The 26760-nt window shown below is 64.2% G+C and carries 32 protein-coding genes; all 32 read right to left on the bottom strand.

Going from position 1 to position 26760, the window contains the following annotated elements; all coding sequences use genetic code 11:
- Nucleotides 1–11 precede the first annotated feature (11 nt).
- The 32 genes from NY08_RS02645 to NY08_RS26190 all read right to left on the bottom strand — a co-directional run bounded on the left by NY08_RS02645 (nucleotide 12) and on the right by NY08_RS26190 (nucleotide 26735).
- Nucleotides 12–1607, bottom strand: a complete 1596-nt coding sequence (locus tag NY08_RS02645) for a Gp37-like protein (protein ID WP_045194759.1) — start codon at nucleotides 1605–1607, stop codon at nucleotides 12–14.
- Nucleotides 1604–2473, bottom strand: coding sequence for a hypothetical protein (locus tag NY08_RS02640; RefSeq protein WP_045194758.1), 870 nt, complete (start codon nucleotides 2471–2473; stop codon nucleotides 1604–1606). Before NY08_RS02640 ends, NY08_RS02645 begins: the two co-directional genes overlap by 4 nt.
- Nucleotides 2470–7356: a phage tail tape measure protein gene (locus NY08_RS25070; protein WP_052683702.1), complete on the bottom strand. Its 4887-nt coding sequence runs from the start codon at nucleotides 7354–7356 to the stop codon at nucleotides 2470–2472. Before NY08_RS25070 ends, NY08_RS02640 begins: the two co-directional genes overlap by 4 nt.
- 4 nt (nucleotides 7357–7360) lie before the next feature.
- Nucleotides 7361–7765, bottom strand: a complete 405-nt coding sequence (locus NY08_RS02630; RefSeq protein WP_144407302.1) for a hypothetical protein — start codon at nucleotides 7763–7765, stop codon at nucleotides 7361–7363.
- 44 nt (nucleotides 7766–7809) lie between these two features.
- The gene (locus NY08_RS02625) at nucleotides 7810–8265 is read right to left on the bottom strand and encodes a hypothetical protein (RefSeq protein WP_045194757.1); all 456 of its coding nucleotides are present in this window, start codon (nucleotides 8263–8265) and stop codon (nucleotides 7810–7812) included.
- Nucleotides 8266–8305: 40 nt separating this feature from the next.
- A complete protein-coding gene (locus NY08_RS02620) occupies nucleotides 8306–8866 on the bottom strand; it encodes a hypothetical protein (RefSeq protein WP_045194755.1) in 561 nt (186 codons plus the stop codon).
- A gap of 91 nt (nucleotides 8867–8957) precedes the next feature.
- A complete protein-coding gene (locus NY08_RS02615; protein ID WP_045194754.1) occupies nucleotides 8958–9449 on the bottom strand; it encodes a hypothetical protein in 492 nt (163 codons plus the stop codon).
- The gene (locus tag NY08_RS02610) at nucleotides 9446–9748 is read right to left on the bottom strand and encodes an HK97 gp10 family phage protein (protein ID WP_032394500.1); all 303 of its coding nucleotides are present in this window, start codon (nucleotides 9746–9748) and stop codon (nucleotides 9446–9448) included. Before NY08_RS02610 ends, NY08_RS02615 begins: the two co-directional genes overlap by 4 nt.
- The gene (locus NY08_RS02605; RefSeq protein WP_045194752.1) at nucleotides 9748–10050 is read right to left on the bottom strand and encodes a hypothetical protein; all 303 of its coding nucleotides are present in this window, start codon (nucleotides 10048–10050) and stop codon (nucleotides 9748–9750) included. The genes NY08_RS02610 and NY08_RS02605 overlap by 1 nt, the downstream gene beginning before the upstream one ends.
- A 46-nt stretch (nucleotides 10051–10096) precedes the next feature.
- Nucleotides 10097–10363: a hypothetical protein gene (locus NY08_RS02600; protein WP_045194751.1), complete on the bottom strand. Its 267-nt coding sequence runs from the start codon at nucleotides 10361–10363 to the stop codon at nucleotides 10097–10099.
- Between the two features lie 20 nt (nucleotides 10364–10383).
- Nucleotides 10384–10803 (bottom strand): hypothetical protein, encoded by a 420-nt coding sequence (locus NY08_RS25065; RefSeq protein WP_052683700.1) that lies wholly within the window; start codon nucleotides 10801–10803, stop codon nucleotides 10384–10386.
- Nucleotides 10800–11276 carry a hypothetical protein gene (locus NY08_RS02590; RefSeq protein ID WP_052683699.1) on the bottom strand — a complete coding sequence of 159 codons (477 nt, stop codon included), beginning with the start codon at nucleotides 11274–11276 and terminating at the stop codon, nucleotides 10800–10802. Before NY08_RS02590 ends, NY08_RS25065 begins: the two co-directional genes overlap by 4 nt.
- Before the next feature lie 3 nt (nucleotides 11277–11279).
- On the bottom strand, nucleotides 11280–11654 hold the full coding sequence (locus NY08_RS02585; RefSeq protein WP_045194750.1) for a hypothetical protein: 375 nt from the start codon (nucleotides 11652–11654) through the stop codon (nucleotides 11280–11282).
- A complete protein-coding gene (locus tag NY08_RS02580) occupies nucleotides 11654–12676 on the bottom strand; it encodes a major capsid protein (RefSeq protein ID WP_045194749.1) in 1023 nt (340 codons plus the stop codon). The genes NY08_RS02585 and NY08_RS02580 overlap by 1 nt, the downstream gene beginning before the upstream one ends.
- A gap of 17 nt (nucleotides 12677–12693) precedes the next feature.
- Nucleotides 12694–13056 (bottom strand): hypothetical protein, encoded by a 363-nt coding sequence (locus NY08_RS02575; protein WP_045194747.1) that lies wholly within the window; start codon nucleotides 13054–13056, stop codon nucleotides 12694–12696.
- A 31-nt stretch (nucleotides 13057–13087) separates the two neighbouring features.
- On the bottom strand, nucleotides 13088–13795 hold the full coding sequence (locus tag NY08_RS26005) for a hypothetical protein (protein ID WP_158462506.1): 708 nt from the start codon (nucleotides 13793–13795) through the stop codon (nucleotides 13088–13090).
- Between the two features lie 140 nt (nucleotides 13796–13935).
- Complete coding sequence (locus NY08_RS02565; protein WP_144407300.1) at nucleotides 13936–14196, bottom strand: hypothetical protein; 261 nt, start codon at nucleotides 14194–14196, stop codon at nucleotides 13936–13938.
- 8 nt (nucleotides 14197–14204) lie between these two features.
- Nucleotides 14205–16421, bottom strand: a complete 2217-nt coding sequence (locus NY08_RS26205; protein ID WP_052683698.1) for a hypothetical protein — start codon at nucleotides 16419–16421, stop codon at nucleotides 14205–14207.
- The gene (locus NY08_RS02555) at nucleotides 16399–17889 is read right to left on the bottom strand and encodes a phage portal protein (RefSeq protein WP_235387079.1); all 1491 of its coding nucleotides are present in this window, start codon (nucleotides 17887–17889) and stop codon (nucleotides 16399–16401) included. The genes NY08_RS26205 and NY08_RS02555 overlap by 23 nt, the downstream gene beginning before the upstream one ends.
- Before the next feature lie 10 nt (nucleotides 17890–17899).
- Entirely contained in the window at nucleotides 17900–18538 is a 639-nt protein-coding gene (locus NY08_RS26200) for a hypothetical protein (RefSeq protein WP_045194734.1), read from the bottom strand.
- On the bottom strand, nucleotides 18525–19574 hold the full coding sequence (locus NY08_RS26195; protein WP_045194733.1) for a hypothetical protein: 1050 nt from the start codon (nucleotides 19572–19574) through the stop codon (nucleotides 18525–18527). Before NY08_RS26195 ends, NY08_RS26200 begins: the two co-directional genes overlap by 14 nt.
- Nucleotides 19561–20064, bottom strand: coding sequence for a hypothetical protein (locus tag NY08_RS26185; RefSeq protein ID WP_045194732.1), 504 nt, complete (start codon nucleotides 20062–20064; stop codon nucleotides 19561–19563). Before NY08_RS26185 ends, NY08_RS26195 begins: the two co-directional genes overlap by 14 nt.
- Nucleotides 20065–20200: 136 nt before the next feature.
- Nucleotides 20201–20545 carry a hypothetical protein gene (locus NY08_RS02535; protein ID WP_144407299.1) on the bottom strand — a complete coding sequence of 115 codons (345 nt, stop codon included), beginning with the start codon at nucleotides 20543–20545 and terminating at the stop codon, nucleotides 20201–20203.
- A 14-nt stretch (nucleotides 20546–20559) separates the two neighbouring features.
- Nucleotides 20560–20730 (bottom strand): hypothetical protein, encoded by a 171-nt coding sequence (locus NY08_RS26000; protein WP_158462504.1) that lies wholly within the window; start codon nucleotides 20728–20730, stop codon nucleotides 20560–20562.
- A 505-nt stretch (nucleotides 20731–21235) separates the two neighbouring features.
- Complete coding sequence (locus NY08_RS02530; protein WP_045194730.1) at nucleotides 21236–21505, bottom strand: hypothetical protein; 270 nt, start codon at nucleotides 21503–21505, stop codon at nucleotides 21236–21238.
- A 330-nt stretch (nucleotides 21506–21835) separates the two neighbouring features.
- Nucleotides 21836–22402 (bottom strand): hypothetical protein, encoded by a 567-nt coding sequence (locus tag NY08_RS02520; protein WP_045194727.1) that lies wholly within the window; start codon nucleotides 22400–22402, stop codon nucleotides 21836–21838.
- Entirely contained in the window at nucleotides 22399–22809 is a 411-nt protein-coding gene (locus NY08_RS02515; protein WP_045194725.1) for a hypothetical protein, read from the bottom strand. The genes NY08_RS02520 and NY08_RS02515 overlap by 4 nt, the downstream gene beginning before the upstream one ends.
- Nucleotides 22806–22964, bottom strand: a complete 159-nt coding sequence (locus tag NY08_RS26180) for a hypothetical protein (protein WP_162484859.1) — start codon at nucleotides 22962–22964, stop codon at nucleotides 22806–22808. The genes NY08_RS02515 and NY08_RS26180 overlap by 4 nt, the downstream gene beginning before the upstream one ends.
- A 234-nt stretch (nucleotides 22965–23198) precedes the next feature.
- Nucleotides 23199–23483, bottom strand: a complete 285-nt coding sequence (locus tag NY08_RS02505; RefSeq protein ID WP_045194723.1) for a hypothetical protein — start codon at nucleotides 23481–23483, stop codon at nucleotides 23199–23201.
- Nucleotides 23480–24589, bottom strand: coding sequence for a hypothetical protein (locus NY08_RS02500; RefSeq protein WP_045194721.1), 1110 nt, complete (start codon nucleotides 24587–24589; stop codon nucleotides 23480–23482). Before NY08_RS02500 ends, NY08_RS02505 begins: the two co-directional genes overlap by 4 nt.
- Nucleotides 24586–25239 carry a hypothetical protein gene (locus NY08_RS25055; RefSeq protein ID WP_052683950.1) on the bottom strand — a complete coding sequence of 218 codons (654 nt, stop codon included), beginning with the start codon at nucleotides 25237–25239 and terminating at the stop codon, nucleotides 24586–24588. The genes NY08_RS02500 and NY08_RS25055 overlap by 4 nt, the downstream gene beginning before the upstream one ends.
- Before the next feature lie 2 nt (nucleotides 25240–25241).
- Nucleotides 25242–26735: a hypothetical protein gene (locus NY08_RS26190; protein ID WP_052683697.1), complete on the bottom strand. Its 1494-nt coding sequence runs from the start codon at nucleotides 26733–26735 to the stop codon at nucleotides 25242–25244.
- Between the last annotated feature and the right edge of the window lie 25 nt (nucleotides 26736–26760).

Here is a 26760-nt window from a genome sequence, read left to right as displayed (position 1 = left end):
GGTGCGTTCTCCTAGTTCGTTGCGAGGGTCATGGCGTTGAACATCGAGAACAGTCGTTTGAACCGTTCCTGGTTGCGCTGCTGCGGAGACTTCTCCGGCTCGTCGTCACCGATCACCGTGTCCACCACGACACGGTCCTCGCGGGTGTCGACGACCTCGATCGACTCCACCCGGTCGGTGAACATTTCCCCTTCGTCTTCCCATCCGACGAGATGCCCGATATCGAAATCGCGGAATGCCGCGTGCGGGGCCCAGTCGATGATCGAGACTTTGCCTCGCCGCTTTCCGGCGATGTCGAAGATTCCCTGATCGGCGCGTTGCTTGGAGGAGAAGGTGTATCCGGCCGAGCCGCCGTTGACGAACTTCTCCGGACGAGCCAGCGGGCCGAGCTCGCGCTTGGCCCTGTAGTTCGTGGCTTTCATGAACGCGAGGAACACATCGTCGAGGATCGTCGACAGGGCACCTGCGACCGCGCCGATGATCCCGCCCAGACCGCCGATCGGAATCGACAACGCTGTCAGCGCCGCGGTGGCCAACGCGATGATCCCCTGCTCGATTGCGAGCTGGAGCAACTTGTTCAGCCAGGTGGGGCTCTTCCCCCCAACAATCACCGAATAGGCCTGTGGGTGAGTCACTTCCAACGTGGCGTCGATGATGCCCGGGGAGTCCTCCGTCCAGATGCACGACGGGATTTCGGTCTGCTTGAGGTGCTTGGAGATCTGCTCGGCCAAGCCCGGGAGGAAGCCGCCGATCAACGAGTCGACACCGTCGGCGATCATCTGGGCGATGGTGTTCGCCAGACCGTCGAGCGGTGCGACACCGGTGTTGATGCCGCCGGACTTCGGTCGATCGACCACCCGCATCCACACCTGCGAGGACAGCAGGGTCACCCGATCGGACGGTTGCTTGTCGCGGCCCTTGATGAAGAAGCCCATCTCGATCATGACGTCCGAGTCCTTGAGGACCGGATCGAACAGTTCTTCCAGCGAGACCATGCGGGCCTGCATCGTCGTCCACTCCGAACGGTCGGAGAAGAAGTCGTACGGCAGCATGGTGACCGGGCATTGGCCCGTGCGGAAGCGTAGTCGGAAGAAGTTGCGTTCCGAGTACCAGTGAACGCCGCCCTTGAGCGGTCCGACGAACAGGTCCTCCGGCGGGAACTGGACCTCTTCGAACCCGGGGATCGGCATCGGGTAGGCGAAGATGCACGAGAGGAAGATCTTCGAGTCCACCAGGGTGACGGTGATCGTCTTGTTTCCCTTGATGCCCTTGCGGACTGCGGTGTCGACGAACCCGTCGTAGTGCTCGTCGTTGTAGGTGATCCGCACGGGGATGACGGTGGTGTCCGCCTTCATCAGCAGTTCAGCGAACTCGGTCGACCCCGGCAACAGCAGCTTCGCCGGACCCACACCGCGGCGTTGCTTCTTGAATCGCGCCTCGCCGTAGTCGGTGACCATCCCCAGCGGCACCAACTGCGGGGTGAAGACCTCCACACTGAACTCGGCTGCCGATCCGCGACGCGGCGGCTCGTCGAGCAACTCACGCCATGCCGCGGCCGACCACGAATCGAGAGGAACGTTGACGGGGTCCATCACCGGTGCGGTCAAAACGGCCTCCGTGATTTCGGTTCGATCGTGAACACCGCCGACGACGCGGCATTGCCGCCGATGCACTTCAGACGCGACATGTCCATCCGCCGACGACCTGGTATCGCGTTGTCCCTGAGGAAGCGCTGACCGCCCATGTCGCCGTAGAAGTTGTTGCGCATGTTGGACTTCGGGCGTACCGACATGTCGGTGTGAATGACCACCACCTCCCCGGGCTTCAGGTTCGGTGTGGTCACCACCTTGTCACTGACACCGTCCGGGAGCTGAAAGACACCCGGCCCCTTGATGGTGATCACCGGCATGGCCTTGCGGTCACCGGAGTTGTAGAGCGACTTCTTCGTCACCGGTTGTCCGTTCGCCCACGCGAACTCCTCCGGCAGACCGAACCACCACGCGTTCTCCACCACGACCGGAATCAGATACGGCTGGAAACCCTCGAACACCGGATCGGACTCGTGCTCGACCGACGGCGGTGCGTCCAAACGGAAGTCGCAATACTTCACGCCGCGTGGGGAATTTACGTACAAGCGAGACTGGAACTCGTACCAGATGTCCGACCAGAACGAATCCTCGACCTTGTGAATCGGCGAGCCGTGGATCTCGTGGACGTACACCGGGATCTTGAAACGCCGAGGCTCGATCACCGCACCCAGCCAGATTGCACCGTCACCCCGCGCGGTCTCGAACCACTGATGCTTGGCCTCCGGCTCGACGTAGTCGGCCCAGCCACCAGCGAGCACCACCCCGCCGGACTGACGTCCGACGAGGTGGTGTTCGGACAGATACCAGGCCCGTTCCGGAAGATCCGCTGCTGCGCCGGGCCCTGCGATCACCACATTGGCGGTGCCCTCCGGAAAGAACGTCACGACTCCCCTAACCGAACACTGTTCGAGCGCCACTCGTCTTCGTGGCGCGCCTGACGGATACCGCGTTCCACCTCATGACGGTCGAATCCGTTGTTGTTCACCGTGATCGGACTGGCCTCCCGACGTTCCGGAGCGGACCGCTGCGGAGCCATCCGCTCCGCACGCGCCAACGCCAACTCCTGCGCCACCGACGTACGCATCGAGCCGGTTAACACCTCCTCGGTCTGACCCGACAGATTCAGACCCAGCTGGCCGTGCTTCCACAGACCACCGGTGTCGAACAACTTCGGGGTCGGCGTCACCATCCCCTTCGCCAGCAACTCGATCCATTCCGGAGTGCCCGGAGTGGCCGGCAACTGATTGGCGAGTTCGTCTTCGGTCGCGGGCTTGGCAGTGTCGAGCAACCTGGCGTTGTCCTCGAGATGCTGCTTTTGCATCTGCGCCAGACCCGTCACGACCGCCATCCCGGCCTTGGCGAGCGGGCCCATGTTGTCGGCCTCGTAGTAGCCGAGGACATCTGCGATGTTCTCGGTCACGAAGTCACCGACGATGCCGCCGAGCGCCGACGACCACTGATCGGCCGTCGTCAACGCACCCGTTGCCGATCCCGAAGCACCACCGACGGATTGATTGGCAGCCGAGTTCCGTGCACGCTGCAGCGCACGGTCCGCGGCCGCCTTCTCCTCCGGGGTCGACTCCGGATCGGCGTAGACCTCGTTGCGGCGAGCGTTGGCCTCGACGACCGCGGCCTGAGCATCCTGCGCCGACAACTCCTCGTCGGACAGATTGGTCGTCAGGTCCGGAGCCTGCGGAGCCGGAGGCTCGTTCAACCCGCGGGCGGCAGCGTCCTTCTTCGCCTCGAGGTCTTTGACCTTCTGCTTGGCCCGATCGACCTTCGACCGAGCCTGGTCCTTGTCGGCGTCGGACTTCTTCGGGTTGCCCAGCGCCGCCGCGAGATCCTCCTCGGCCTGCCTGATCGCGATGCGAGCCGAATCGAGGGCCAGCTCGTCCTTCTCCGCCCACGTCGCCTTCTTCGACCGCGAACCACCGGAGCTACTGTACGAGCTCGCAGAATCCAGACCCTCGATCCCCGCGGTACCCGGCGCACCGGACGTCGCCGGATCGTAGGGCGGCGCGAACAACTCCCAGGGTAGGTAGTACTGGTTGGTGAACTGCGCATCGAACGCACCCGCAGCACCGCCACCCATCTGCATTCTTCCGTTCGCGCCACCGGACTCGAAATTCACCGAAGTCCCGTTGTTGGTGACGGTGGCAGCCATGTGCTCCTCGTTGGTGCCCACCACGAACGGACCCGTAGTCCCCGGCACCAGACCCGGCCACTCACCGGCCAGCAACGAATACGTCGTGCCCAAACGGCCCGACTCGCCCTGACCCATCGCTGCCTTCTGCAGGATCGCAACCCAGCCCGAGCAGTCCGCCGCCGACACCGACGCAGCACCCCAGCCGTACGGGTTACCGTTGCCGCGCCGACCGAGATCGAACACCCGATCCAGCGCGCCACCCTCAGCGAACCCCGGCAGAGCGAGGTTCCCGTTGAGCAGGTCCTCCATAGGCAAGGCGTTCATGTCGAGCATCTGCCGGAACCGGTAGACGTTCTCCTGCCCACCCATCGCCTGCACGTCACCGGCGTCGAGGACATGCTCGCCCGTCGAGCCTCGCCACGCACCGAACCCGGGCGTGTACATGAGCATCGAATCCGACGTCGACGTCCCCGGACCGACCAATGCGCCACCGGTCGCACGACGGGGAGGATCGATCAGTACCGGTGCGACCGGCCCCTGAACACCGTTGGCGTTGAATGCAGCCTGCGCACGCGCCGTAGCCTGCGCGTCGATGTTGATCATGATGGACTTCGGGATCCCGTTGACGCTCGCGGCAATCGCGTCGATCGCCGCAAGTGCCTCGTCGTTGGGTGCCGTTATCCGGACGATGCCCGGCTTGCCGTTGATGTTCTCTTCGACAGTGCCACCGACTGCGAGGATCTTGTTCTTCGCGTCTTCGGTCAGGGCATCCACGGGGATATCGACCGGCTGACCGACCGAGTTGAGAAGACCCGCGAGGATCGCGATCTGCTGCTCGACCGTGTCCGCGCCCCGCAAGCTTGCGAGCATCTCGAGGTTCTTCGGAACCAGACCCTCGGCCTCGATCATCCGATACAGCGCCTCGACACTCACACCAGTCGAGATCGACAGCGCTCGAAGCGATTCATCGTTCTGTGCCCACACCGGTGCGAGGTCGCCGCCGGCTTCTGCCACAGTGACCGTGGCATCCTTGATACGCAGGAGCTCATCCCGCAATCGCGAACCATTGGCCGACGCCGATTCGACCGATCCGTCGGCCTTGATGAGTTCTTTGCCCCATCCCTCGGCGGCATCCCAGACGTCCTTCGTGGCCTCGGCTGTAGCCCGAACCTGATCGTTGTACGTCTGCAGCGCATCGGACAAGGGAATCGGTTTGCCCGACAACACATCCAGCGCAGTCTTCATCGCATTGATACGGTCCGTTGCCGACGACGACTCGTCGGACAACACCTTCACCGCATCGCGGAGATCGAAGAATCCCGGCGTCGTGTTCTGCGCCGATTCCCTCGCACGCACAACCTCGGCCCGAAGCTCCTTTATCCTCGCGATCGCATCTGCACCGCCGTTGCTGGTGCCCTCCAAGCTGGTGATCAGGGACTGGAACTCGGCGTCGCTGCCCGAATAACCTGCTGCCAGTTCCTCGTTCGACAACTGCAGTTCGTCGAACGAGTCCTTCGTTCGCGATGCCGCGTCTGCGAGTTGCTGCTGCTTGTCGATGGCCGCGGACGCGCGCTCGCCGGTGAGAACCGAGAAGTCACCCTTGCTGAACAGGTCTCCGAGGTCCTTGCCGACATCGTTGAGTGGAGCGAAGAATCCCGGTGCGGTCTCGGCGACACTCTGGGCTTCGTCACGGACGGCACCGATCTGCATCGCCAGAGTGGACAGTACTGTGTCGTCGACAGCGCCGAGAGATTGCTGGAAGGCCTTGGCCATATCGCGTTGCGCGACGGACACAGCTGCGGCAGACGTGGCCACCGCTTCTTGCTGGGTGTCGGTCTTGGCCATCTCCTGGGAGATCTTGCCGACCGCGTACGTCGCAGCCATGATCCCGACCATCCACGGACCACCGAGGACACCGATCGCGCCCCTGGCTGCGGACGTCATGCCACGCAGGCCAGCGACAGCGGAGCCGCCGATCACGCCACCGAACTGAGCCGCGCGAGCCGCACCGTTGCGCAGCGCCGACGTCAGCGCGCCGGACTGTCCGGCGGCCGCGCGCTGCTGGTTCGCGAATTCTCGCGTGCGAGCAGTGACACCGCGGTAACCCTCGGCCATGTTCCGGATCGCGGGCGAGCGGCGTTCCAACGTGGCGAGGCCGGCCGCGAGTTCGGAGAGCGGCTCCGCGTTCTCCTCGAGTGCGCCCGCGAGATCCTCTGCATCACCGGTCAGAGCCGAGATCGGATTCGCCGTGTCGGTATCTGAAATGCCCGACAGCGCCTGCTCCATCTGCAGGTCGCCCATCTCACGGCGAAAGTCCGAGATCGAGTCGCGCCAGCCGCCGATCCGCTCACCGATCGAGTCGTCGAGACCGGAGATCTTCAGCGCACCCAGACCGACAGCCACAGCCTGAACCGGCCCGGGCAGTTCGGTGAACGCACTCACCAGATCGCCGACGAACCCGGCTACAGGAGCCATCGCCTGGCCTGCGGATTCGAGACCGCTGATCAGACCAGGGGTGGTGTTCGTGACGAACTCGGCACCTTTGGTGATCAGACCCTCGAGCGGACCGTCCACCAGGTCGTACACACCCAGCGCGAGGGTCTCGGCGGCATTGCCCGCGGACGCCATCGCGCCCGGTAGACCCTTCGTCTTCGCGGCCGCGACCTCCGCTGCCGCGCCCTGCCGCTCGACGGCGGTACGCATGCTGTCGTACCCGGCCTGCCCCTGCTCGGCAGCGACACCGGCCAGACGCATCGCGTCCGAACCGAACAGCGTTGCGGTGGCCGCCTGATAGAGCTCCGGCGACATCGACGCCGCGGCCTCGTCGAGCTGACGGAACAACTCCGACATACCGACAAACTGTCCCTGCGCGTTGTAGACCGTGAGACCGAGATCTTCGATCGCGCCCTGCGCCGGGTTCGACTGATCGGTCAGTGCCAACAGGGTCGACTTCAGCAAGGTACCTGCGTCGGAGCCCTGGATTCCCGCGTTCGCCAGGACACCAAGGGTGGCCGCGGTGTCCTCGATCGACATGCCGAACTGGTTGGCCACCGCTCCCGACTGCGCCAGACCCATTGCGACGTCGGTGATCTCGGCCGAAGAGGCGTTCGCCGAGTTCGCCAGTACATCCGATACCGTGGCCGCGTAGTCGGCGTTGAGACCGAACGACTGCAGCGCCTGCGACTGAATCGTCGCGGCCGACGCGGCATCGATCTGCGCGGCCGCCGCCAACTGCAGCGTGCCCTTCGCGGCATCCATGGACTGCTGAACCGAGAACCCGCCCTTGGCGAGCTCGGTCATTGCCGCTGCAGCATCCGACGCCGACGTTCCCGGCAGGGAGATGTCGTTGCCGAGTGCCTTCGCGCGATCGCCCGCGGCAGACATCTGGGACTCGGTCGCCCGCGTCACCGCCTGCAGGGTGTTCATCGTGGTCGTGTAGTCGTTGCCGATGTCGATGACTTCTTTGACACCGGCCGCGACGGCCGCGCCACCGATGGCCAACCCCATCGCGCCACCGAACGCCTTCGCCTGAGTCATCGCAGGCGCGAGAGCACGCTGCAGATCGCCCGGTGCGTTGCGTGCGTTGACTGCAACTTCGACGTCTATCCGACCACCGGGCACGAGATCACCTCTTTCGCATTCGCAGAACTTCGGCCAAGGTGAGCTTTCGATCGGACTGCGGAGCCGAATACCGTTGCACCGCTTCGGTGTACTGCTTGATGTAGATGTCCGCGAGTTCCGGGCGGCGGAGGGCGATCGGATAGATCAGCGGCTGCGGCGATGGCTTGATTCCGCGGCGCTTCCGGTCGGCCGCGGCCGCTTTGACCTCGGGATCGTTTGGGTCCGTGGTCCACTGCGAGTACAGCGAATCGAGCTCGAAGTTGTCGCGGTCGAGGAGCATTGCGATGTTCTCGTCCGTGCGACCCTGCTGATCGTCTCGTGCGAGTGCGTATTCGACCAGCGCGGCGAGGTCCGCGCAGAGCATCGATTCCATGGCCTCGCGGAGATCGAGGTGGCAGTGTGCCCGCACCGCGGCGAGTGCTGCGTCCCAACCTTCCTCGTCGTCGAGGGTGGCTAGGACGCCAAGAATTTCCCCGACAGACTCATCAGGCCGGCGATCTTGTAGATGGTGGCGAACAGCTTGTCCGACTCCGGCATCGACAGCACACCGAGGTCCTTCCACAGCTGCTTCGGGTCGCCCTCCGTGAGAACTACGCCGAGGATCTGGTCCGCGACATCCTCGCCCGTCGTACGCATCAGCTTGAAGAACTTGCGCACGGTCTTGGCCGAGTACCGTCGCCCGATCACGTACTCGACGCCGTCGAACACGATCGGCACCGGGCGGTAGTCGTTCCACTCGATCGGCAATTTGACCGGTGGACCGCCGACCGCGAGGACCGATTCGAGGTCGAACGGTTCCCGACGTTCTTCCGCGTCGTTGGTCGTGTCCTCTTCGGGCTGAGGCGGAGCCCCCGCCTCGTCGGTGTCGACGGGGCGGGGGTCCTTGTTCTTGCTCTTGTTCTCTGGCATGTGAATTCGAGTTCCTTACCTAGCCGGGTGGGATGTGGAATCAGGGAGCGAGCGGGTTGGCGTCGCCGCCCTCACGGACCTCGTTCAGCGCGATCAGCTCGAACTCCCAACCGTCGAGATCCTCGCCCTTGAACGAGCGCGGGGGCGGGGTGCCGAGGCGGGTACGTTCGCAGTAGAACCACGCGTTGGCGGTGATGTCACGGCAGACTGCGAGCACGGCGAATTCCTCGCCGTTGCCCTTCTTGTACTCGTAGTTTCCGGTGCTGAGCTCGATGACCTCGCCACCCTCGAGCATCGTCAGGAACGTGGCCTTCGAGCGGTCCGTCGCCTTGAACTTCAGCGTGTCGTCGCGGGGCGAGGACGTCACACCGTAGGCGGACTTGCGGAAGTTCATCACTCGGTGCTTCTTGATGTCCTGCGAGGGCGTCATATCGAAGCCCATCTGCAGACCACCGAACGGATCCCATGCCACGCCGGGCGCTGTGCCGGTGACTGGGTTGTCGGCGAACGGATTCGTGGGGAGCAGAGTACCGGCGGGTGCCCGGTAGAAGTCGCAGTCGAGGTAGACGACTGCAAGGTTCGGATCGGCGTGGTTGCTCACGGGTGATTCCTTTCAGCGTTTCGGCCCACGTCCGTGAGCTCGATGTTTGGGTCCGGCCCGGGGCGCATGCCAGGACACCCCGGACCGGAGTTCACGCCCACCAGAAAGTGGGGTGTTCTCGGACGGTGACGGTCAATTCGACTCGCACCGTCTGGCGGTAGAGCGGCATGTTCTCACCGCGGGACTTGTCGATCTGGGGGCCGATACCGGGACCGTCGACCCATCGGCCGTTCCACGAGCAATTCCGGAACTGCCGGGCGGTCGTGTGACCGATGATCTCCCCACACAGACCAGCGAGATCCCATGCAACTTCCTCGGGATCAGCGTTGATCGGGTACGGCTCGGCCCGAAGAATGGCCGGCGGCGGAGCGAACACGTCGATCTGTACGAACGGCTTGCGCAGCATCGGGTCATCACCCCGATTGCCAGCGCCGCGGATGACGATGAACGGCCGGACGATGTTCTCGGGAATGTCACGAGTGGTGATCAAGCTCAGAGGAACATGTTCGGTGAGATCGCCGTCCGCCTGCAGCGCTTCACGAACGGCACCGGGAGCGAACGGGATTCGCACCTTCGGCGTCATCGCGGAGTCCAGCCGGAGTACTTACCGTGCGCGCGAGCCGCATCGGTCATCACCGCCGCCGGCGGAGTATCGAGAGTGCCGTACTCGATGTAGCTGGCGTCGTCGGCCGCGTTCACCGCGAACACCCGCCTACCCTCGTACTCCACCAGGAACTCCGACTGGAAGTAGCCGGTGTCGACCGGGGCAGCTGCGCGCGCCTCGTCGACGATCTCCGTCGCGATTGCGATGCGACCCTCGATCGTTGTCGCGGTGACCTGCTCGCGTACCTGCCCCGGAAAGATGGTCAGGCGAGCAGACATCAGGACGACTTGGGCGCGGCGGCCTTCGGCGGCCCGGCAGGCCGACCACCCGGTGTCGAGGTCAGCTCGGCAGGAGTCGCGGGAACGGATGCGTCGGTCTTAGCGACGTCAGCATCCCCGCCCTGGTCTGCGTCGGCGTCGGGCTCGGCGGCCGCAGCAGTCTTGCCCTCCTTCAGCTTTTCCTCGGCCAGGTACGCCTTGTGAGCGAACGTGCCCTCGGCGGCGTGGTGCCTGCGCCCCTTGTCGTCGGTCCACACGACGATCGGCTGAGCGGACGGCTCGGTGTTTTCGGTATCGGCCATGGTGGTCAATCTCCTTCGTAAGTGCGGGCGACCCGACCGGGACAGGTCAGGTCATTGCCTTCTGTTCATCGGAAAGCTGTTCACGCAGAACCCATTCGCGGGTCCGCATGTCGAGGAACCACCCGGCCTGTGCGTTGAGCACTGCCTGCGCGAGTGACGCGTAATAGTTCGGGTCGGTCCTGAAGTTGAAATGCCAATCGGCCGCACCGAACGCCAGACCGTCGAGATCCTTGGCCAACTGCGTCACCACAAAATGCGACGTCGTCGGGTAGGGCGGTTGCGGTTTCGGCTGATGCGCTTCGGGCTGATCCATTGCGGATCACTCGCTTTCGGTTACGGGGTCAACTCTGGGTTCGAGGCCATATCCGATCCGTGCTCGACGATTGCCACCACGTACTGCACCGGGCCTCCGGCGGCCGACCGTCGCTCTTTCGGCCGGCCACGGACGTACACGATCTGACCGACCTCGACGATGTCGGTCGCGTCCGGTCCGGCCGTGCGGGTATCACCGTCGAAGCGGAGTCGGTCCCGGCCGTTCAGTCCGCCCGGTACCGGAGCGTTGAGCTGCAGCACCATCTGACTGGTCGTCAGCTCTCCGGGAAGCTGCTCTTGCTTCGTCTCGAGGAAACGCAGCGACAGCAGTCCGGTGACCGGAACTGCCGTCGGCGGGACCGGAATCTTGTTGCCTGTCGACTCGTCGTAGACCGGAGGGTTCTCGCGGAGCACCGACCAGTTCTGCGGGTACCGCCTCATGTGAGAAAGTCCCGACGGAAGTGTTGCGGTCGGCGGTCCGGTGCGTAGGACGGCGAGATTGAGAACGACGACGATTCGAGTCCGCCCTTGGCGGGCATCGGTGTGAGGTCCGCGATTTCGCTCGGTGTGAAGTACACCAGCGACGACGCGTCCGGAGCGAGATCGAACTCGGTCGTCTCTTCCGGAAATTGCATCGACTTCACGCCGAGGCCTCGCCGGAAGTTTGTCAGTGCGCGGATGACCGCCACCGACATCACGCCGATCATCACGTCTCGGTCGAGCAGGCCCTCTGCGAGTCCGCGATCGAGGTCCAGCCCTGACGTGCGGCGCACGTCGTTGCGGGCCTTCCCGGACGCGAACCGAATGAGGAACTGAAGTTGCTTCAGCTCCGGGGAGTTCGCGTCCTCGGGAAAGCTTTCCTGGCTGGCGTCACGAATGTGGTCGACGGTGATCAGCGGATCCGTCGACGCCATCGGTCAGTCCCCGATGGACGCCGACGAGTCGGCAGCAGTCGAGTCGGCGTTGTCTCCGCCACCCGACGAGTCTGCGTCCTCGCCGCTGCTGTCGCCGCCGTCCGCATTGTCACCGTCTCCGTCGGTGTCACCACCGGTGGCGTCGGAGCCAGTTCCGGCGTCGGCGGCCGCGGCGACCGTTGCCTTGCGCGGTGCTGCCTTCTTCGCCGCGGTCTTCTTCGCGGCCGTGGTCTTGGCTGCGATCACCGGCGGTTCGTCCCACACTGTCGGGTTGGTAATCGCCTTGACCGCCCAGTCCGGCACTTCGTCACCGGGGTTGAAGATGTGGTAGGTCCCGTTCTCGTCCGGAACGTGCACGATCGTGGTGAGGTTTGCCATCAGAGCACCTTCGCAATCATCGTCGCGTTGGAGTTGCCGAGGATCGGCAGGCCGATGCCCGAGGCCTTCGTCCAACGCTGAATCGGATCGGGGTTGATGTATGAGCCGACCACGATGCCCGGCGCTTCGGTGGCGTCGATGTTGTAGTCGGACTCGATGGCCTCGGCCGTGATGCCCCACAGGGTTTCGCCGAGCTTGGCACCGTTCGAGGCGATGTACAGGATCCGGTCGTCCGGGATCAGGCGGACCGTGTTGCCGTTGTAGTCCTCGACCTGGGCGTCGAAGATCTCGAAGGGGGGATGTCCGAACGAGGTGAACAAGGCGTTGACCTGTTCCCGCGTGACGATTCCCTGCGTCGCACCGGGAGCGAGGCACATCGCCTTGATCACCGGGTTGCGCATGAGCGTGGACATCACGCGCTGCGAGGTGATCGCACGGGCGGGGTTGCCCGAGTTGAGGAGTCGGAAGACGGTGAACCATGACTCCTGATCGAGAATCGGATCGGCCGCGCCGGACCAGAGCGTCGCCGCGGTGACCGAGTGACCGGCCGACCGCTGGAAGTCGGCCTCGACTTCTAGGCCGTCCTGCGCGAGCGAGACCTTGCTGGTCACGACCGCCTGAGCCTTGGCCATGATCATGCGGGTCTTGAGCGCCTCGGCCAGTTCGACGGCATCGTTGAGGATGATGTCGAGAATCGCGCTGTCCGCCTTGCGCAGACGCAGCCGGTCGTACTCACCGAGGATGCGCTTCTCCGAGATCGGAGGGAGCTCACCGGAGATCCGCGCCACGCCCTTGCGCGCGGACTGCGGAGCCTCGGTGTCGTACGTGCGGAACTTCGCGGCACGTCGCAGTCCGAGCTGGGTGATGTTCGCCCGGAAGTCGACGTCGTCGATCAGGGTGTCCGGGAGCAGATCGTCGACGAGCGCCAGATCGTTGATCGGGCGGTCCTTCAACGCCTCGCGGACGTAGCCGGACAGTTCGGCGGGAGAAATGTAGTCGCTGTTGAGTACCAGAGCCACCATTGCTGTTCAGCCCCTTCCTAGAAGTATCGGATGTCGCGTGCAGTTGCCTGCCCCGCGGTGTTGACGGACTGCGGCAGCTTTGCGGTGACGACCGCGCCGTGCCAGTACAAAGCGCCGGCGACGACCGAGAGTCCGGCCGGAACCTTCACCGCGGTGTAGAGGTGGCCCTCGATCGCGTCGGCGTCGCCATCGGTCCGGAGTCCGTAGCGAGATCCGATCTTCTTGAGCGCGTACCCGGACTTGATCCAGCCGTCGACGACCTTGCCAGCGAACGACGCGACGTCGATGTTGATCGGACGCGCGGTCTCGGTGCCGTGTGCAGTGGCGAGCCACGACCGATCGTCCTGGCCGAAATCTTCGCGCTTGACGTTGAGATCCATGTGAATGTCCCTCCTTCAGAGGTCAGTTCGATTAGGTGGTTTTTTTCTTCTTGGCCTCGTACAGCGAGCGGCCGGCAGACACCGTGCCGGTCGCATCGCGACCACCACCGCCCTGCCTGCGGTCACCCTTGGGTGCACGCCTTCTCTTCTGGTCGCCGCTTTGCGCGGCCAAATACGGCTTCCGCTTGACCAGTTCGTCGATCGCATCCCCGATCTCGTCCTCGTCCACTTCGCCGTCTTCACCGACATCGAACTGATCGAGGTCGAGAAACTTGATTGCGTCGGCAGGGTCGGTGAGCTTGCCCGCAGCAGCGGCCCGTACTTCCGAACGCAGAATTCGCGAGTTGGCTTTCGCGAGAATGTCCCGCTCCGCCTCTTTCGCCTTGTCGTCCACTACCGCAGCCGAGTTCTTCGCTTCGGCCGCACGGCGGCGTGCCCGCTCGGTGCGCAGCTTCTCCTTCATCGCAGCGAGAGCGCGTTCACCCTTCGGCCCCAACTTCTTGTCGTCGGGGTCGTCCTTGTCGTCGTCCGGATCGTCGGTGTCGTCGACGTCGTCTTTGTCGTCGTCGGGGTCGTCCTTGTCGTCGTCCGGATCGTCGGAGTCGTCAGGGTCGTCCTTGTCGTCGGGATCGTCTTTGTCCATCTGCTGCTGCAGCGGCTGGACCGACCACACGACCGGCTGGCGGCCACGGGTGACGAGCGAGGCGAACATTTCGTCGGACAGGATGGTTCTGCGCATGAGCGGTTTCTCCTAGTGGTGCGCCCCGTGCGGGCAGCGTGATACCTGCCCCAGTGCGGGTCAGGCGAAAACGGCCCGCGCGTGACACGGGCATGAGAAAGGCCCCGACCGCAGTTGCGTTCGGGGCCTTGCAAAGTCAGTCAGTAGATGACGTCAGGATCGTTCGGAATGGCCGGGTAAGGCGGATGGTCGCCGGCCACTCGAGGTGACGGAATGACGTACCACGCGGCACCGAACAGTTCGGACGGTGTCTGCACTCCGCGTACCCCCGGGCCGACCGGGGTCAGCGGGTACACCAGCTGGCCGAGATCGCCGAGCTCGTACACTGTCTCGGGGTCGGCGGTGAACTCGATACCGCCGGTGGACTCGAGCCACCGTTCCGGGTCCGTCTGGGACGTCACTTTCCAGGTCATAGAAGCGCCATCACTCCGATCACGAATTCCTGTAGCTGACTCGACTCGTCGAACTCACCCTTGGTGTTGCTGCGTCCGAATGTGTCCTGCAAACCTACCTGGAACACTTCCGCAGGACGGCGCGCCGGATCGGCCATCGTGGAGTCGTCGGCGTACGACTTGCCCGCGTACCGATCCTTCCAGTCGTCCTCGTACCCAACCTCGGCGGCCAGTGCAGCATCGTTGGGATACACCCGGGTGAGCTGTTCGAGGACCCCGTCTTTCGTGGAGCGGGAGCGAAGCAGGGCGAACTCCAGCTGCGTGAGTCCGTCGATCTTCGATTCCATGCGGTGGCCCAGTTCGTGTGCCATCACCTCGTCGGGATGGGAGTCGAAACCTCCGCGGTAGTTGGGCTTCTCGTCCTTGGCGTCAGCGGCGATGTAGTCGTAATTTGCGGAATAGAAGGCTCGATCTGCTTTGCCGATATCCAAGCGGCTGGCAGATGCGGTCCGCAACCAATCTGCGGGGAAGATCGATTCTGCTCGGCGCAGAGAGGCCAAGCCTTCCGCAGTGCCGGCTGTTGCACTCGATATGCCGAAGTCGGCGATGACTGCTGGCTGCTTCACTCCACCGATCTGGCGAATCTCCCGCAGCGTGTCGAGGATGAGCTGTTGCTCGCGCTTGGCTACGAGCTTGGAGATCTCGTTGCGACGCGGAGCAAACGCACCGCCGCTGGCGACCAGTTCCTTTTCCTCGGCCAGTAGCCTCTTGACCTGTGTGTCCTTGGCGATGCGTTTCATCGCATCGTCGCGCACGGCACGACCGACAGACAATGTCGAGTCGAGGTGCCGCCGCAGCTCTTCGGGGACCAGCTTTGCGCCGTTACGGTCCTTCGGGTACTTGATCGTTGTGTCGAGCCATCCGGCTCTGTCCACTGGCAGAGACGCCTTGGCGGTGGCGACGAGTTCGCGCGTAGCGGGCGACAGGATCCGCGAGGCGTTGAACTTCTTCTCCGCTGCGAGCCACTTCTTCACGTCGGCGGTGTACTTCTTTTCGGCCGCGAGCCATTTCTTGACGTCGGCCTTGTACTTGTCCTCGGCTCCGAGCCAATCGGCCACTGCATCGAGATCGACCATGGGCGGTTTCACCGGCATCGGCGGCTTGACGGTCGCGTCGAGATTGGGCACCAGGCCAATTCGTGATCCGATTCCAGAGCGAGGACCCGACCGGTCGAGGACGTAGCCATTCAACCGCAGGAGACGGAGCGCCTCGTCGCGATCGCCACCCGACAGCTCGTAGATGTCCTCGGGCATCAGCCTGGGTGTCGTCTCCGGCGTCCGGCCGCGGCGTCGGATCAGCTTGCCTGCGACACCGCGCTTGGTGACGCCCTCGGTCGTGGTGAACAGGCTCTGCCCGTAGACGTCACGGCGAACGAGTCGGCCCGCGGTGGCGAGTCCGTGCGCACCGCGGCGCGCGTTGACGACCTGCGCGATGTCCGCGCCCTCGCGAATGGCCTGCGCCCCTGCGAGAGTGAAGATCTTGTCCTGCATCCGCGGATCGAGCGAGGCGAAGTAGTCCATCGGGTCGGTGCGGAGGTCGTCGGCGATGTCCTCCGTCGACGCGATGTGCCGGCAATCGCAGAACGGGTGCCGAAGGAAACCGCTACTGAATCGGTAGAACCGGCCAGCCAGCACCGCACACCGCGAGCACGACGGCGGATTGAGCATCCGCACGTACCCGACGTCCGGGCGCACGGTCACACTCAGCCCGGTCGCGACGCGGTTGACGTCGGCGACCTGCGTCTGCGCCCGGAGCTGAGTCATGCGCAGCCCTGTCTCCCACGCGGCCGACAGCACGTCGGGGCCGATCGGGAGGCCGCGGTCGACCGCCTTTTTGATCTCGCCCTTCGCGGTGATGATCGGCGAGTACATGAGCGTGTCCAGAGCGCGGCCGTCGGACGCAACTCCGATCAGGCCTTCCGGATCGACCTGCGCGATCGGCTCGACGACGGTGTCGAGTGCGTCGAGGGTGTCCGCGACGTACTCGTCGGTGCCAACGGCCGAAGCCTGCTGTCCGGCAGCGACGACGGCAACGAGTCGATCGACGTTGTCGGCGAACCACACATCGAAATCGCGGGGCGGACGACGGCCCCAGATCTGCGTTGCGGCCTCGATGACGTCGTTCTGGATGCCTTGCTGGCGAACGTAACTGTCAGCTGCCGGTTCCGGAATCATCGATGTCTCCCGGGGTGCGTTTGGGTACCTCGGTCAACTTGCGATTGAGCCGGTCCAGCACCGGATCACTCTCGGCCGCAAAGTTACGGCGTTCGCGGCTCTTACGTGCCTCGTCCCAGCCGAGCTCGTCCCACGAACCTTCGCGGGAGTACACCGGTGTGCCGCCGTTGAGCTTCTGGATATGGTCCGCCTCTTCGGCCTTCGTTGCGGTAGCGGGATCTTTCCACTCGACCTTGATCGCCGTGCCCTTATCCGGCCACTCACCAGTGCGGAATCGCTCCTCAAGCACCATCACCCACCCGATTCCTGTCCCCTGGCTCTCGTTCTTCTCATCGGCGTTGCCGTTGATCCGTGACTCGTCGGCCCGGATAGCACCTTCGGCAGCGGGATTCGCAGTGTTCTGGCCGAAGTACCGGATCGGCAGACCCGTCACAGACGAGCCCAGTCCCGCGTACAACTTCACCGTGTCGTGGAAGTTCCGTAGATCCGATGCCGAGAATTGACCGAACATCGCATCGCGCGGACCCTTGGCCGTTGCAGCCATCGCAGTGAAGTACGACTCCCACAGTGGGATCGGCTGCCCCTCTTCATCGACGAAGTCGCCCTTCGTCGCGCCGAGCAGCCATTTGCCGGGCGTGCCGTGCGTCTCCTGGGCAACCTGCATGTTCGCCAGAGAGCGGGCACACGCGTCGGTCAGACCCATGATGTCCTTCATCTCGGTCGTGCCTGTCCACTTGCCCAGCCGACGACGGTTCAGGAACAGCACGACCGGAATGACACCGAGTTGGTGATCGTCGACGGCGTCGTTGTCGTCCTCGTTCTCGGCGTCGCCGCCCACCTCGTCGTACTGCCAGCCACGCGGCCCGGCAATCACCTGGATCGTCTGATCTGGCAGGAACAACGTGCCGACACGATCGCCGTCGTCCGTGCGGAACTGGCGGAACGCTGCTTTCATCCGGCGTCGCCGCTGGTCGATCAGGCACGACATCTGCAATGGGGACTCGACCGAGATCAGCGGGTGGTCGGCATCGTCCTCGTTGGTTCCGACCGTCATGTAGCAGCGGCCGTAGATCATCGTCTCTTTGTTCAGCAGTCGGATCTCGGAGGCGAGATTGTTGACGTCGAAGCTCTCCTGCAAGGCGATGTCTTGGCGGGACGCCTTCGGTGGCTCTTCGTTGCCCTCCTCGTCGATGACGACCGCAGACTTGGAATCGCGTCGAATCAGAGACTTGATTCGCTGCCGCCGCGCGATCTCCTCGACGTACATCCGCGGCCAGTTCGCGATGGTCTCGAACATCCGCAACTCCGGGGGCACAGCGATACCGAGCTGCTTGACCCGCTGATCGCCCTCGAAATACAGATCGTGCAGACGGTCGGCAGCCTGCAGGCGAGACAGACTCGCGTTCATCTTGCCGATCAGGTCCCGGTGCTCCGAGGACAGGGTCGTACGCAGAATCGGTGCTGTCACAACCCCTCCTTCATTTTCGGTTTCGGAAGAAGAACACGCGCTGATCGACCGGATCCGGCCAGCCCGCGACCAACGCATCTTGCGTGGCCTCGTTGGCGAGGACCGTGGCCACCGCCGCGTCGATCTTGCGGTGATGCTCACCCACCGGCTTGCGGATGCCGTGCCGCTGCGACGGCATCGGCACGTTGCGTGCATTCAGGACATGGCGGGTCGTGATCGGGCACCCGTCGTGCGTCATTCGTTTGCTCCGCAGATCGGTCTCGCACCGCAGCAGCGCCTCGTGCATCTGCCGAGGCCGGTTGGTCTGCCACTCGAACACCTTGTCCGCGCCGTACGTCACAGACCACGACCCGATCTCGGAGTAGTAACCCTCCGGGTCGCAGTACATCCGGACCACATCCCAGCGGTCGAAGATGTGCTCGACTGCCACCTCGAGCTGATCACGCGGTATCTGGCCGCCGTACTCCGCCGGATTCCAGATCGTCGGCCGCAGGGCCCGCTCGTCACCGTAACGCGGCGTGAACGAGTACCCCTCTTTCGTCTGCGCGCGGATCGCAGTCCAGTCGTTGGACTCCGAGCCGTCGAAGCCGACGCAGATCTGAGTCCCGGCCTTGGGATTCGGCAACCACAGTCGCTCAGGCCCTCGCATACGCACCGTCCCAGACATCCTGATCCATCCAGGCACCCACACCCTGGACGAGGCGATTGCCGAACCACCGCTCCGCCTTCGGCGGGTCGGTCTCCGAAATTTCCTCGGCCTCGGCGTCGATCGAATCGATCGAGATCCACGGGCAACCCGCATACACGAACCGCAGCAGTTCCCGACGTTCTTTCCTGTTCTCCCAACGCAACCCAGTCGGCGGCATCCGGTAAAACTTGAATACGTCTTTCATGCGCGATTCGTAGGTCCGCTGCGCATACGAGTGCTGCGCTGGATTCCAGCAGTTCGTGGTTTCCATCGTGCGGCCCTGCATACCTGCCGCACCTCGACGTTGTGCATCAGCGACGTCGACGAGTTTGTTCTCTTTCGTGTACAGGCCGGTCTCGTCGTTGAGTACGAACGAGACGCGCTTTCCGATGCGGGACAGTGCATTCGAGGTGACCTTCTCCACCATCGAGTCGCGGGCATTGCCCGGTAGCCGGATGAAGTTCTCCCGGATGCCCATGAGCTCCGACAGCGGGCCGTTCTCGATCATCGTCGTCAACGGTCCGTAGACGTTGTCGACCTGATCCTCCGACGTCGCGGTCAGCTGAATGATCGGTGTCGGCCACGGCATACCCATCGGCTCGCCCGGGTTGTATGCGTGCTCGAACCCGCAGCCACACCCGAAGTCCGAGCACGCGTACCCGTCGCCGTCCTCGGCCCAACCGGCGAACAACGTCGGACCCACGGCCTCGCCCGCGATCACCGCCGCCGACCACGGACCCTTGCCCGACTTCTGCGGCCCGACGATCTGCGAGCGCCGATATGTGAACGCCTGGTTGAGCATCGGCTTCCGCGGCTGCCACCGAGCGGACTTCTTCACCCGGTAATGGTTCGCGGTGCACCAGAACTGCCAGTCGGCCATGACGAACGGATCCCCGACGTTGAATCCGTCGGGAATCGAGCAGTGCGCCTGATACCAGGGGTCGAGAACATCAGCGAGGGTGGGAAAGTCGACGGCGTACGACTCAGTCGCTGCCATCGGACCGGACTACACCACGCAACCGGCGACCGGTTCCCGTCGTGCGTTCGATGACCTTGCCCGCTGCACGCTGTTTCGCCGGCGGCGACTCCGGAACGATCTGATCCTTGGGCACGATCACCCAGCCGTTCTCCTTCAGACCCGACGGCGTGAGACCGATCTGGTCAGCGAGACGCAACGCCGCGGACGCAACAGCGGCCGGCGCTTCCCGGTCCTCCATCTTCACGGTCCAGCGAACCCACATCGCGATCGTCCGGAACCGGTACGGCTCGCGAATCCACTGAGCAGCCTGCGGAGTCGTCCAGGCCTCGGCCCACACCAGGCCTTCACGCTCGGACGCATCGGGCAGAAACTCCGACAGCGGAGGGAAGTCGTCGCTGTAACCCTCGACCGGCAGACGAGTTGCCTTCAGATCGCGAGCGTCCGAACGCGCCGAGTACATCGACGGCTTCGGCCCGGACCTGCTGCGTGCACCTCCGTGATTCGTCATCGCCACCAACTCCTACGTTCGGCAGTGCGCCGAACAGACACCGCAGCAGTGCGCCGCGGGAGAAACGATCAGAACCAACCCATTCGGTGGGCGAGCTTCCGGACGCATGCAGCGACCAGGTTGTGCCATCGATCCATCAGGGCCACGGCTGATACCTCTCGTGGAACTGCGCATCGTCCATCACGGTCCATTCACCGTCGATGAGCAACACCCAGGATCCCGGGACGACCTCGACGTGACAGACAGTCAGCCTGCATGGTTGCGCTGGACAACCTTGCATACCGTCGTCCGATTCGAAGGCCGGCGTGGCTTCGGTCCACGACGCGACACCACCACTGAGAAACACCCAGTTAACGATGTCTTTCCCGCTGGCCGATGACCCGAGGAACTGCATCGCGTCGAGATCGACGCGGCGAGTACGGAACCTTCTCGGCCAATGACTCATTCGACTGCGGTTGCGATTCAGATTCTGCGCTGGCATGTCGCAGTTTCCTTTCAGTGTTGAGCTTGGACGGGAGGCAAGGCCTTGCCGAACAGTCGAGCGATGCGCTCTTTTTCGGCGGCCTTCTCCTGGCTGAAGTCCAGACCGGGATTCATCCAGGTCTGCATCTGCCGCACGTACCTCGCGGACGGTGACTCGTGCATCGGCAGGTATGACGCGTGCATCGGCAGGCCTCTCGATTTTTTGGAACTTCTTGAACCCTCCGCACCTCGGAGAGCCCTCCCCCACGGCGAACCTCGAGGAGGGCCCCGTAGGGGCACCCCCCTGGGGTGCATCGCCGCAGGTCAGAGCATTGGTTACCGACGCGAACCATCTGCGTTTCCGCTGGTCAGAAGCGTGCAGCCTGCCTGCTGTTACAGCTTCGGCAGTGCACCTTCAGCGGTCCGTGCGGGTCGCCGCCGAGTGCGATCGGTGGATCGTGGGCCGCAGTCAGGTCCCGCGACGCATGGCCTGGCCGGCGAACACCAGGACACCAATAGCCATGCACGGCAACCCAATCCGCGACCGCCTGCGCTCGACGCTCTTGTTCAGCTCGATCGCGAGTGACCTTGGTCGGCACCGTTGCTCGTTGGTACCGTTCCCGCTCACGCGCATGCACCGTGCACAGTGGGCCAGCCTGTATCGACGGACACCCAGGCACCGAGCACACACGCTTGGATGCCCGTGCCATCAGTCCTGCTGTATCTGAGCCTGCGTCCGCAGCACTCCGAACATCTGAAGACCAAGCATGGTGTCGAGTGGCACATCACCATCCTGAGGCATCGTCGCGTTCGAGGTGAGCGGGCTGCCGTCATCCTTGTCGAAGGTTCGACGCCTGGCGTTGACGACATACTCCATCAGAATGCCCGGCTCAGTATCCGGGTAGTACGCGAGCCAGACACGATCGATAGCGGCAGTCAGCGCATCGTCAGCTTCACGCTGCTCCTCACTGCGGCACATTGGATCTCCTCAGTCAGGGAACGACAAAGCGACCGGGACGTGGAGTCACCGATCGCTTACGCGAAGAGTACACCACCATATGTCCACACGCTGGTCACAGCGCTTCTACCGTTTTCGTGTCCGAGCCGCGTTGTAATGTGCCGCCGCTTCGGCGTCAACGAGATCGGCGAGATGGAAGCCGCGAACGCCTCGACGCTCGATCGTCCGCACCGTGCCGGCCTTCACCCACCGCAAGATCGTCGGTCGCGATCGGGAGGTCCGGCGCACAGCTTCGCCAAGCGTCACGTACTGATCGGAGTCCACGTCCAGAGGATCGGCACCGTCCATAGGTCAGTGCGCCTTCGGCGTGTAGTGGATCCATTCCTCAATGAGATCCCTAATCGCTTCGGCGTTGTCTACGGTCGGCACAGATTCGCAACAGTCACAACCGAAGATCGTCAGTCGCCCCTCGTAGATCGCCACCTCGTAGTCGGTGTCGCCGACTTGGACCCGGCGATCTGCACCCATGCCCCCGTATCTGGGCTCGGCCTGCGCCTCGGCTCTTGGTTTCGCTGCACCGAACTGGGTAGCCGTGATGACGCGTCGGAGGGCGTCGAGATCCTCACCGAGGTGAGTGAAGCGGATCAGGCGTGCCAGGATGTGTGGCTCATACTCGGCGTCGAGAACGAAGGGCACGCCGACATCGGTGTGAGTATCGATGTGCTGCCACATGCCACCGAGCGAACCCACGGCCCGATGGACCCAGCCGTTCCGTTGCATCCATCGAATGAGATCCGGACGCGTGACGGCCGGCATCTTGCGGTCCATCTCCTCGGCGCGTACGACCGAGAACAGTGCGCGTCCAATCGAATCGGCGACCTGCCCTGCGATGACAGCCTCCGGTAGTGGCGCGCTCACGGCTTCTCCCCCTCGGCGGCAGCGGCGGGATGCAGTATCCGATGAATGTTGCGCATCGCGGCATTGAAACCGTCTGCGAACTCGTCATTGAGGTCCATCGGCGTAGAGCCATTGACGGTCCAGCGAATATTTTCCAGCAGCTCGACGTCCCCGCTGGGCATGATGCTGTAACCGGCGTCCGTCAGCTTCGACATCACATGCGCAGCAACAGCGCTCGGTGCTGCGGCTTCCAGTTGCGCGACGGCGTCCGCAATGATGTGTGTGGGGTTTGGTGTGCTCTCCGCGAGAGCTTCGGTAGCGGGATTCCAGCCCTCGCCGCAACGCGGACACTTGACCGTCATCAAATTCTCCGGGCCTTGAATGGTGACCATCTCGACGCCGCAGTCCTGACAGACCGGTGTGCTCACAACACCACCCCCGAAATCGGAACGCGCTTCTCGGCAGTGATGCGTGCTTCACGTTCACGTCGGCGCTGCGCGTTGCTGCGTTCGCTCTCGGCTCGTTCGCCATCCTCGAAACCGCGGGCGTAGATCCGCGCCGCCAAAGCGTGCAGCGACCACACGCCGGAATCGTCGACTCCACCATCTGGATGATGTCCTGTGGTTCGATGCGCGGGTCGCTCATGGTGTCTCCTTCGGTGCGGCCATCTGGCGTCGGCCGCGACTGTCGAGTGGGTCGAGGTATGCGGGGCAGGAAAGCATTCCCTTCCAGCCTGGGGTCAGGTGACGCCATCGGTCAGTCGAATACTCGATGGGCTCCCCGCAGTGCTTGCAAGCAGCCGAGCGGATCTCTGAGCTCATCGGAGCGGTCCCGGCTCGAATGACTTGCCGCGAGCTGCTTCCCACCCAGCCTTGAACGCTTCGTGCTCGCGGTGCAGGTTTCTCGTCCCGTATTCCTTGCGGTAGTCCGACCATTCACACGCGAGTTCCAGGATTTCGTTGCCGTGGGCCGTAATCCGTGCGCTTCCACCGACATCACCCAACCAGCGATGATGCCGTTTCAGGCCGATCCGGTAGAGCGCTCGACGCCACCGTGGCGCGGCCCACAGCACGATTGTTCCTCCGACGATGACTTGGCTCATGTCCAGCCGTTCCCTTCGTAGATGCTCGCTCCGGACGTGGTGCCCATCGCTCTCCTGCGGATGTCTTTGTCTCGGATGTCTGCGCCGGACTCGGCGACGAGACTGGCCCAGTTCCAATACACTTCGTCGACCCGGCCGCCGCAGCGGAGGTCCGAGCAGGCGACCAGCATCGGGTGCGCGTACAGCTCCCGGCGGATGACGTGCAGGACCGGTTGGCCGGCGTCGTCGAGGAGCGGGTGCCCGTACCCGTCGAGCCGAGGGAACGGGGCCGGTTCCATCCGAGGGCCGACACCGCCGGGCGGGTAGTGCTCGGGCGGCTCCCGCAGCACCGGGATCTCCTCGTACATCGGTGCGTGCGCTGGCGGGTGGACGACGATGGATTCGCGGTTGCAGTCCATGCACCGGAATCCCTTGGCGCGCCGCGAGGTATCGCCGAGTGGCCACCGGTTGGTGTGTGAGCGTCGGTTCGCGCCGAGCTCGGCCATCATCTCCCCCGCCCATTCCTGCTCGGCGATCCAGTCGAGTCGATCGAGCAGGTACTTCGTGACCGAGTTGACGGTGCGGTTCACCATGATCGGTTCGATCGCGCGGAATCCGACGACGCGGCGCTCTTGTTGCAATGGTGCGAGCGGCCGGTACGTCGACCGCCACGTGGTTCGTGCGCCGGTCAAGTCCGGTCCCATCTCGCCGCGGGCCGCCGCGATCTGGTCTGCCCACTCGCTCAGGAAGATCAGTTCCTCGTCGGCGGCGTCGACGGCGGCCGCGGAGATCGGCAGGGGCGGTTCCTTCTTCGACGGTTTGGTGTATCCGGCACTGCGATCCGGAGCGGTGTTCGACGGCTCGATCTGCTCGCGCATCCACTCCACCGTGCGCGGGGTGGATGCGATGAGATCCTGCAGCCGGGTGAGGTGCCCGCGGCAGAGAGTCGAGCCGTCGTGGGACGCGGTGACCGCGCGGCCGCCGTCGACTGCTCGTTCCCAGACCGCGGTCATCCCGTCTCCGACGCCGGTCTTGCCGTCGGCCGCGGTGAACGGCTCGCCCTTGTCGGGGATGCGCTTGTGTGGGAGGGAGCACACGCAGGTGGTTGCGGCGACGTCGATGCTCATGCGCGGCCCTCATCCCAGCCGAGGATCTTGATCAGGTCCTGCACGCGTTGGAACGCGTTGCTGTCGCCGCCGGTTCGATCCGGATGGGTGGCCGCCTTCGCCAGTCGCTTGATCCGGTCGGACGAGGCAATGCCGGATGGGTCGACGCCGTCGGTGTCCGGGAATGCGATCAGTTCGAGGGCACGCAATGCCTGAGCGGTCGACTCAGTGGGAGTGGAGCTCGCCGATCCGATTGCACGGAACCCGGTGTACTGCTCGGCATTCGGTGTGGTGCCGAATCGGTCGACCTTGCGGAGCGCCTCCAACGACAGCGCGATCGCCCGCAGGTTGTCTTGCCAGTGAGTGAACCGATCGCACGGGAACGACAACGGGCCCTTGCTCGACTCGATCGAGAGGATCACACCGGGATGCTTCGGCACCGCGTTGGCTCTCGGAAGCCCATCGTTTCGGAAGTCTTGCTCGCGCATCGCGATCTGCAGGATCGCCGTCGCTGGTCGGTTGCCTGAACCGATCGCCCGAAGCTCACGGTCGAGGAGCTGCAGGGTCGATCGCCACGGGGCGGAGAACGGTGACGGACCGGGCTGTTCGGTTCGTGGTGCCGGCCAACGCTCGATCGGCCGCAGGGTCAGGCCGGATGGGTAATCGCTCACGGTCACTCCTCGCTCGTCTTGCAGGTGGAACACGGTTCGTGCTGACCGTGGATGTCGCAGATGGTTTCCGTCACCGTCGACGCCGGGCCGCGCCAGCCGTGCCACGGCGAGCCGAATCTGGCGGGGACTTCGACATCGGGTGCAGCGCCCGCGTCCATCGATGGATCGAGCATTTGCGCGGTGGTGAACTCCCTTGGTGGGAATGGATTCACAGGTCGGTCGGGAGATGGATCTGGACTGGCCTGTTTCGTAGAGCTACGGGAACGGCCACGAGATCTGCGGCGTCCACGTTTACGAGCGGTGTCTCCGGATGGATGGTGGTCGGGTGACCCAGACGAGTGACCCCTCCCCAGACCCCTACCCAAACCATCACCCTGCCCTGACCCTGCCTGGCGCACCTGCGCCCGCACGCGCCCGAGCACAGCTCCCGAAAGTTGATTCCGGGGTTGATCCGGTTTGATCGGGGTTTGTTCCGGATTCGACGCTGGCCGTGGCGGTTTGATCGCCGGTTGTTCCGGTTTGGTCGGCTCGTCGCCCGCTGGCCGGGTGGTGGCCGACTCGTCGGCGTTGTCGTGCACTGTCCCAGCGACGGGTTGCCCCGGTGAGCCTGGCGTGACAACTGCTGACGGGTCGGCCACCTGAGGCCGTGTGCGGCGGTCCTGGGAGGCATTGCGCGTCCCTGCGTCGTCCGTTCCGGCGAGTACCGCATCGTCTGCATCGCGGCCGGCGAGTACGCCTTCGCGGGAGCTACCCGTCGAAGACAACCCGGCGTCGGAACGCGGAGACGAAACCAGCCCGTCATCGGAACGTGGCGGCGAGACCACGGTGGAACTGTGCTGCTCAGGACCCGAGCGCGGTGCCGGACGTAACGTCATTCCCGCGGCCTGCGGTGTTCGGTTGCCCTTGCTCTGGTTGCAGGGCGAGCACGCGATCACGATGTTGCGTGCACCGTTCGCCACTGCAGGGTCGACGTGCTCGAGGTGTGCTTTGACACCCGACCTGTTGTCCATGCGCTTGACCACGACGCCGCAGTAACGGCAGTGCGCCGACATCTGCTTCGCCGGGACCTTCGGATCGATGCAATCCCGCGCCCACACAGCCGCAACGATCTTGTCGGTCTTCAGCTCCGCGGCCTTGCGCCGCTTGAGCCGGACCGCTGCGCCCGTGTCGTACTTCAGATCGAACCAGTCGTGGAACAGAAATGTCCCGTCCGCGACAGGCGGGCACCGAGGGCACTCGTGCCCCGGTGCGTGCCACAAACCCACCTCGACCAACATGGTGGCGGCGTCGAGGCTCATCCGAGTGTCGAGAAGAATCCTCGCCACGTCAGCACGTTTGACTACCCCATCTTCACCTGACGCCTGACACGTCGTTCCCGCCAGTGCCCACACGGTGAACGCTGCACATCCAGAGGTGTCGCCGTCGAGTGTGGGATCCAACAGCGCCTTGATCTTGCGGTTGGTGGCCAACTCGTCGACCAGCTGGAAGAACGGCAACGGACATCCTTTGTCGGAGAACGGG

Source organism: Rhodococcus sp. B7740 (assembly GCF_000954115.1).
Classification (GTDB): domain Bacteria; phylum Actinomycetota; class Actinomycetes; order Mycobacteriales; family Mycobacteriaceae; genus Rhodococcoides.
Note: the sequence above shows the minus strand (reverse complement) of the source record. Positions and strands in the feature narration are given on the sequence as shown.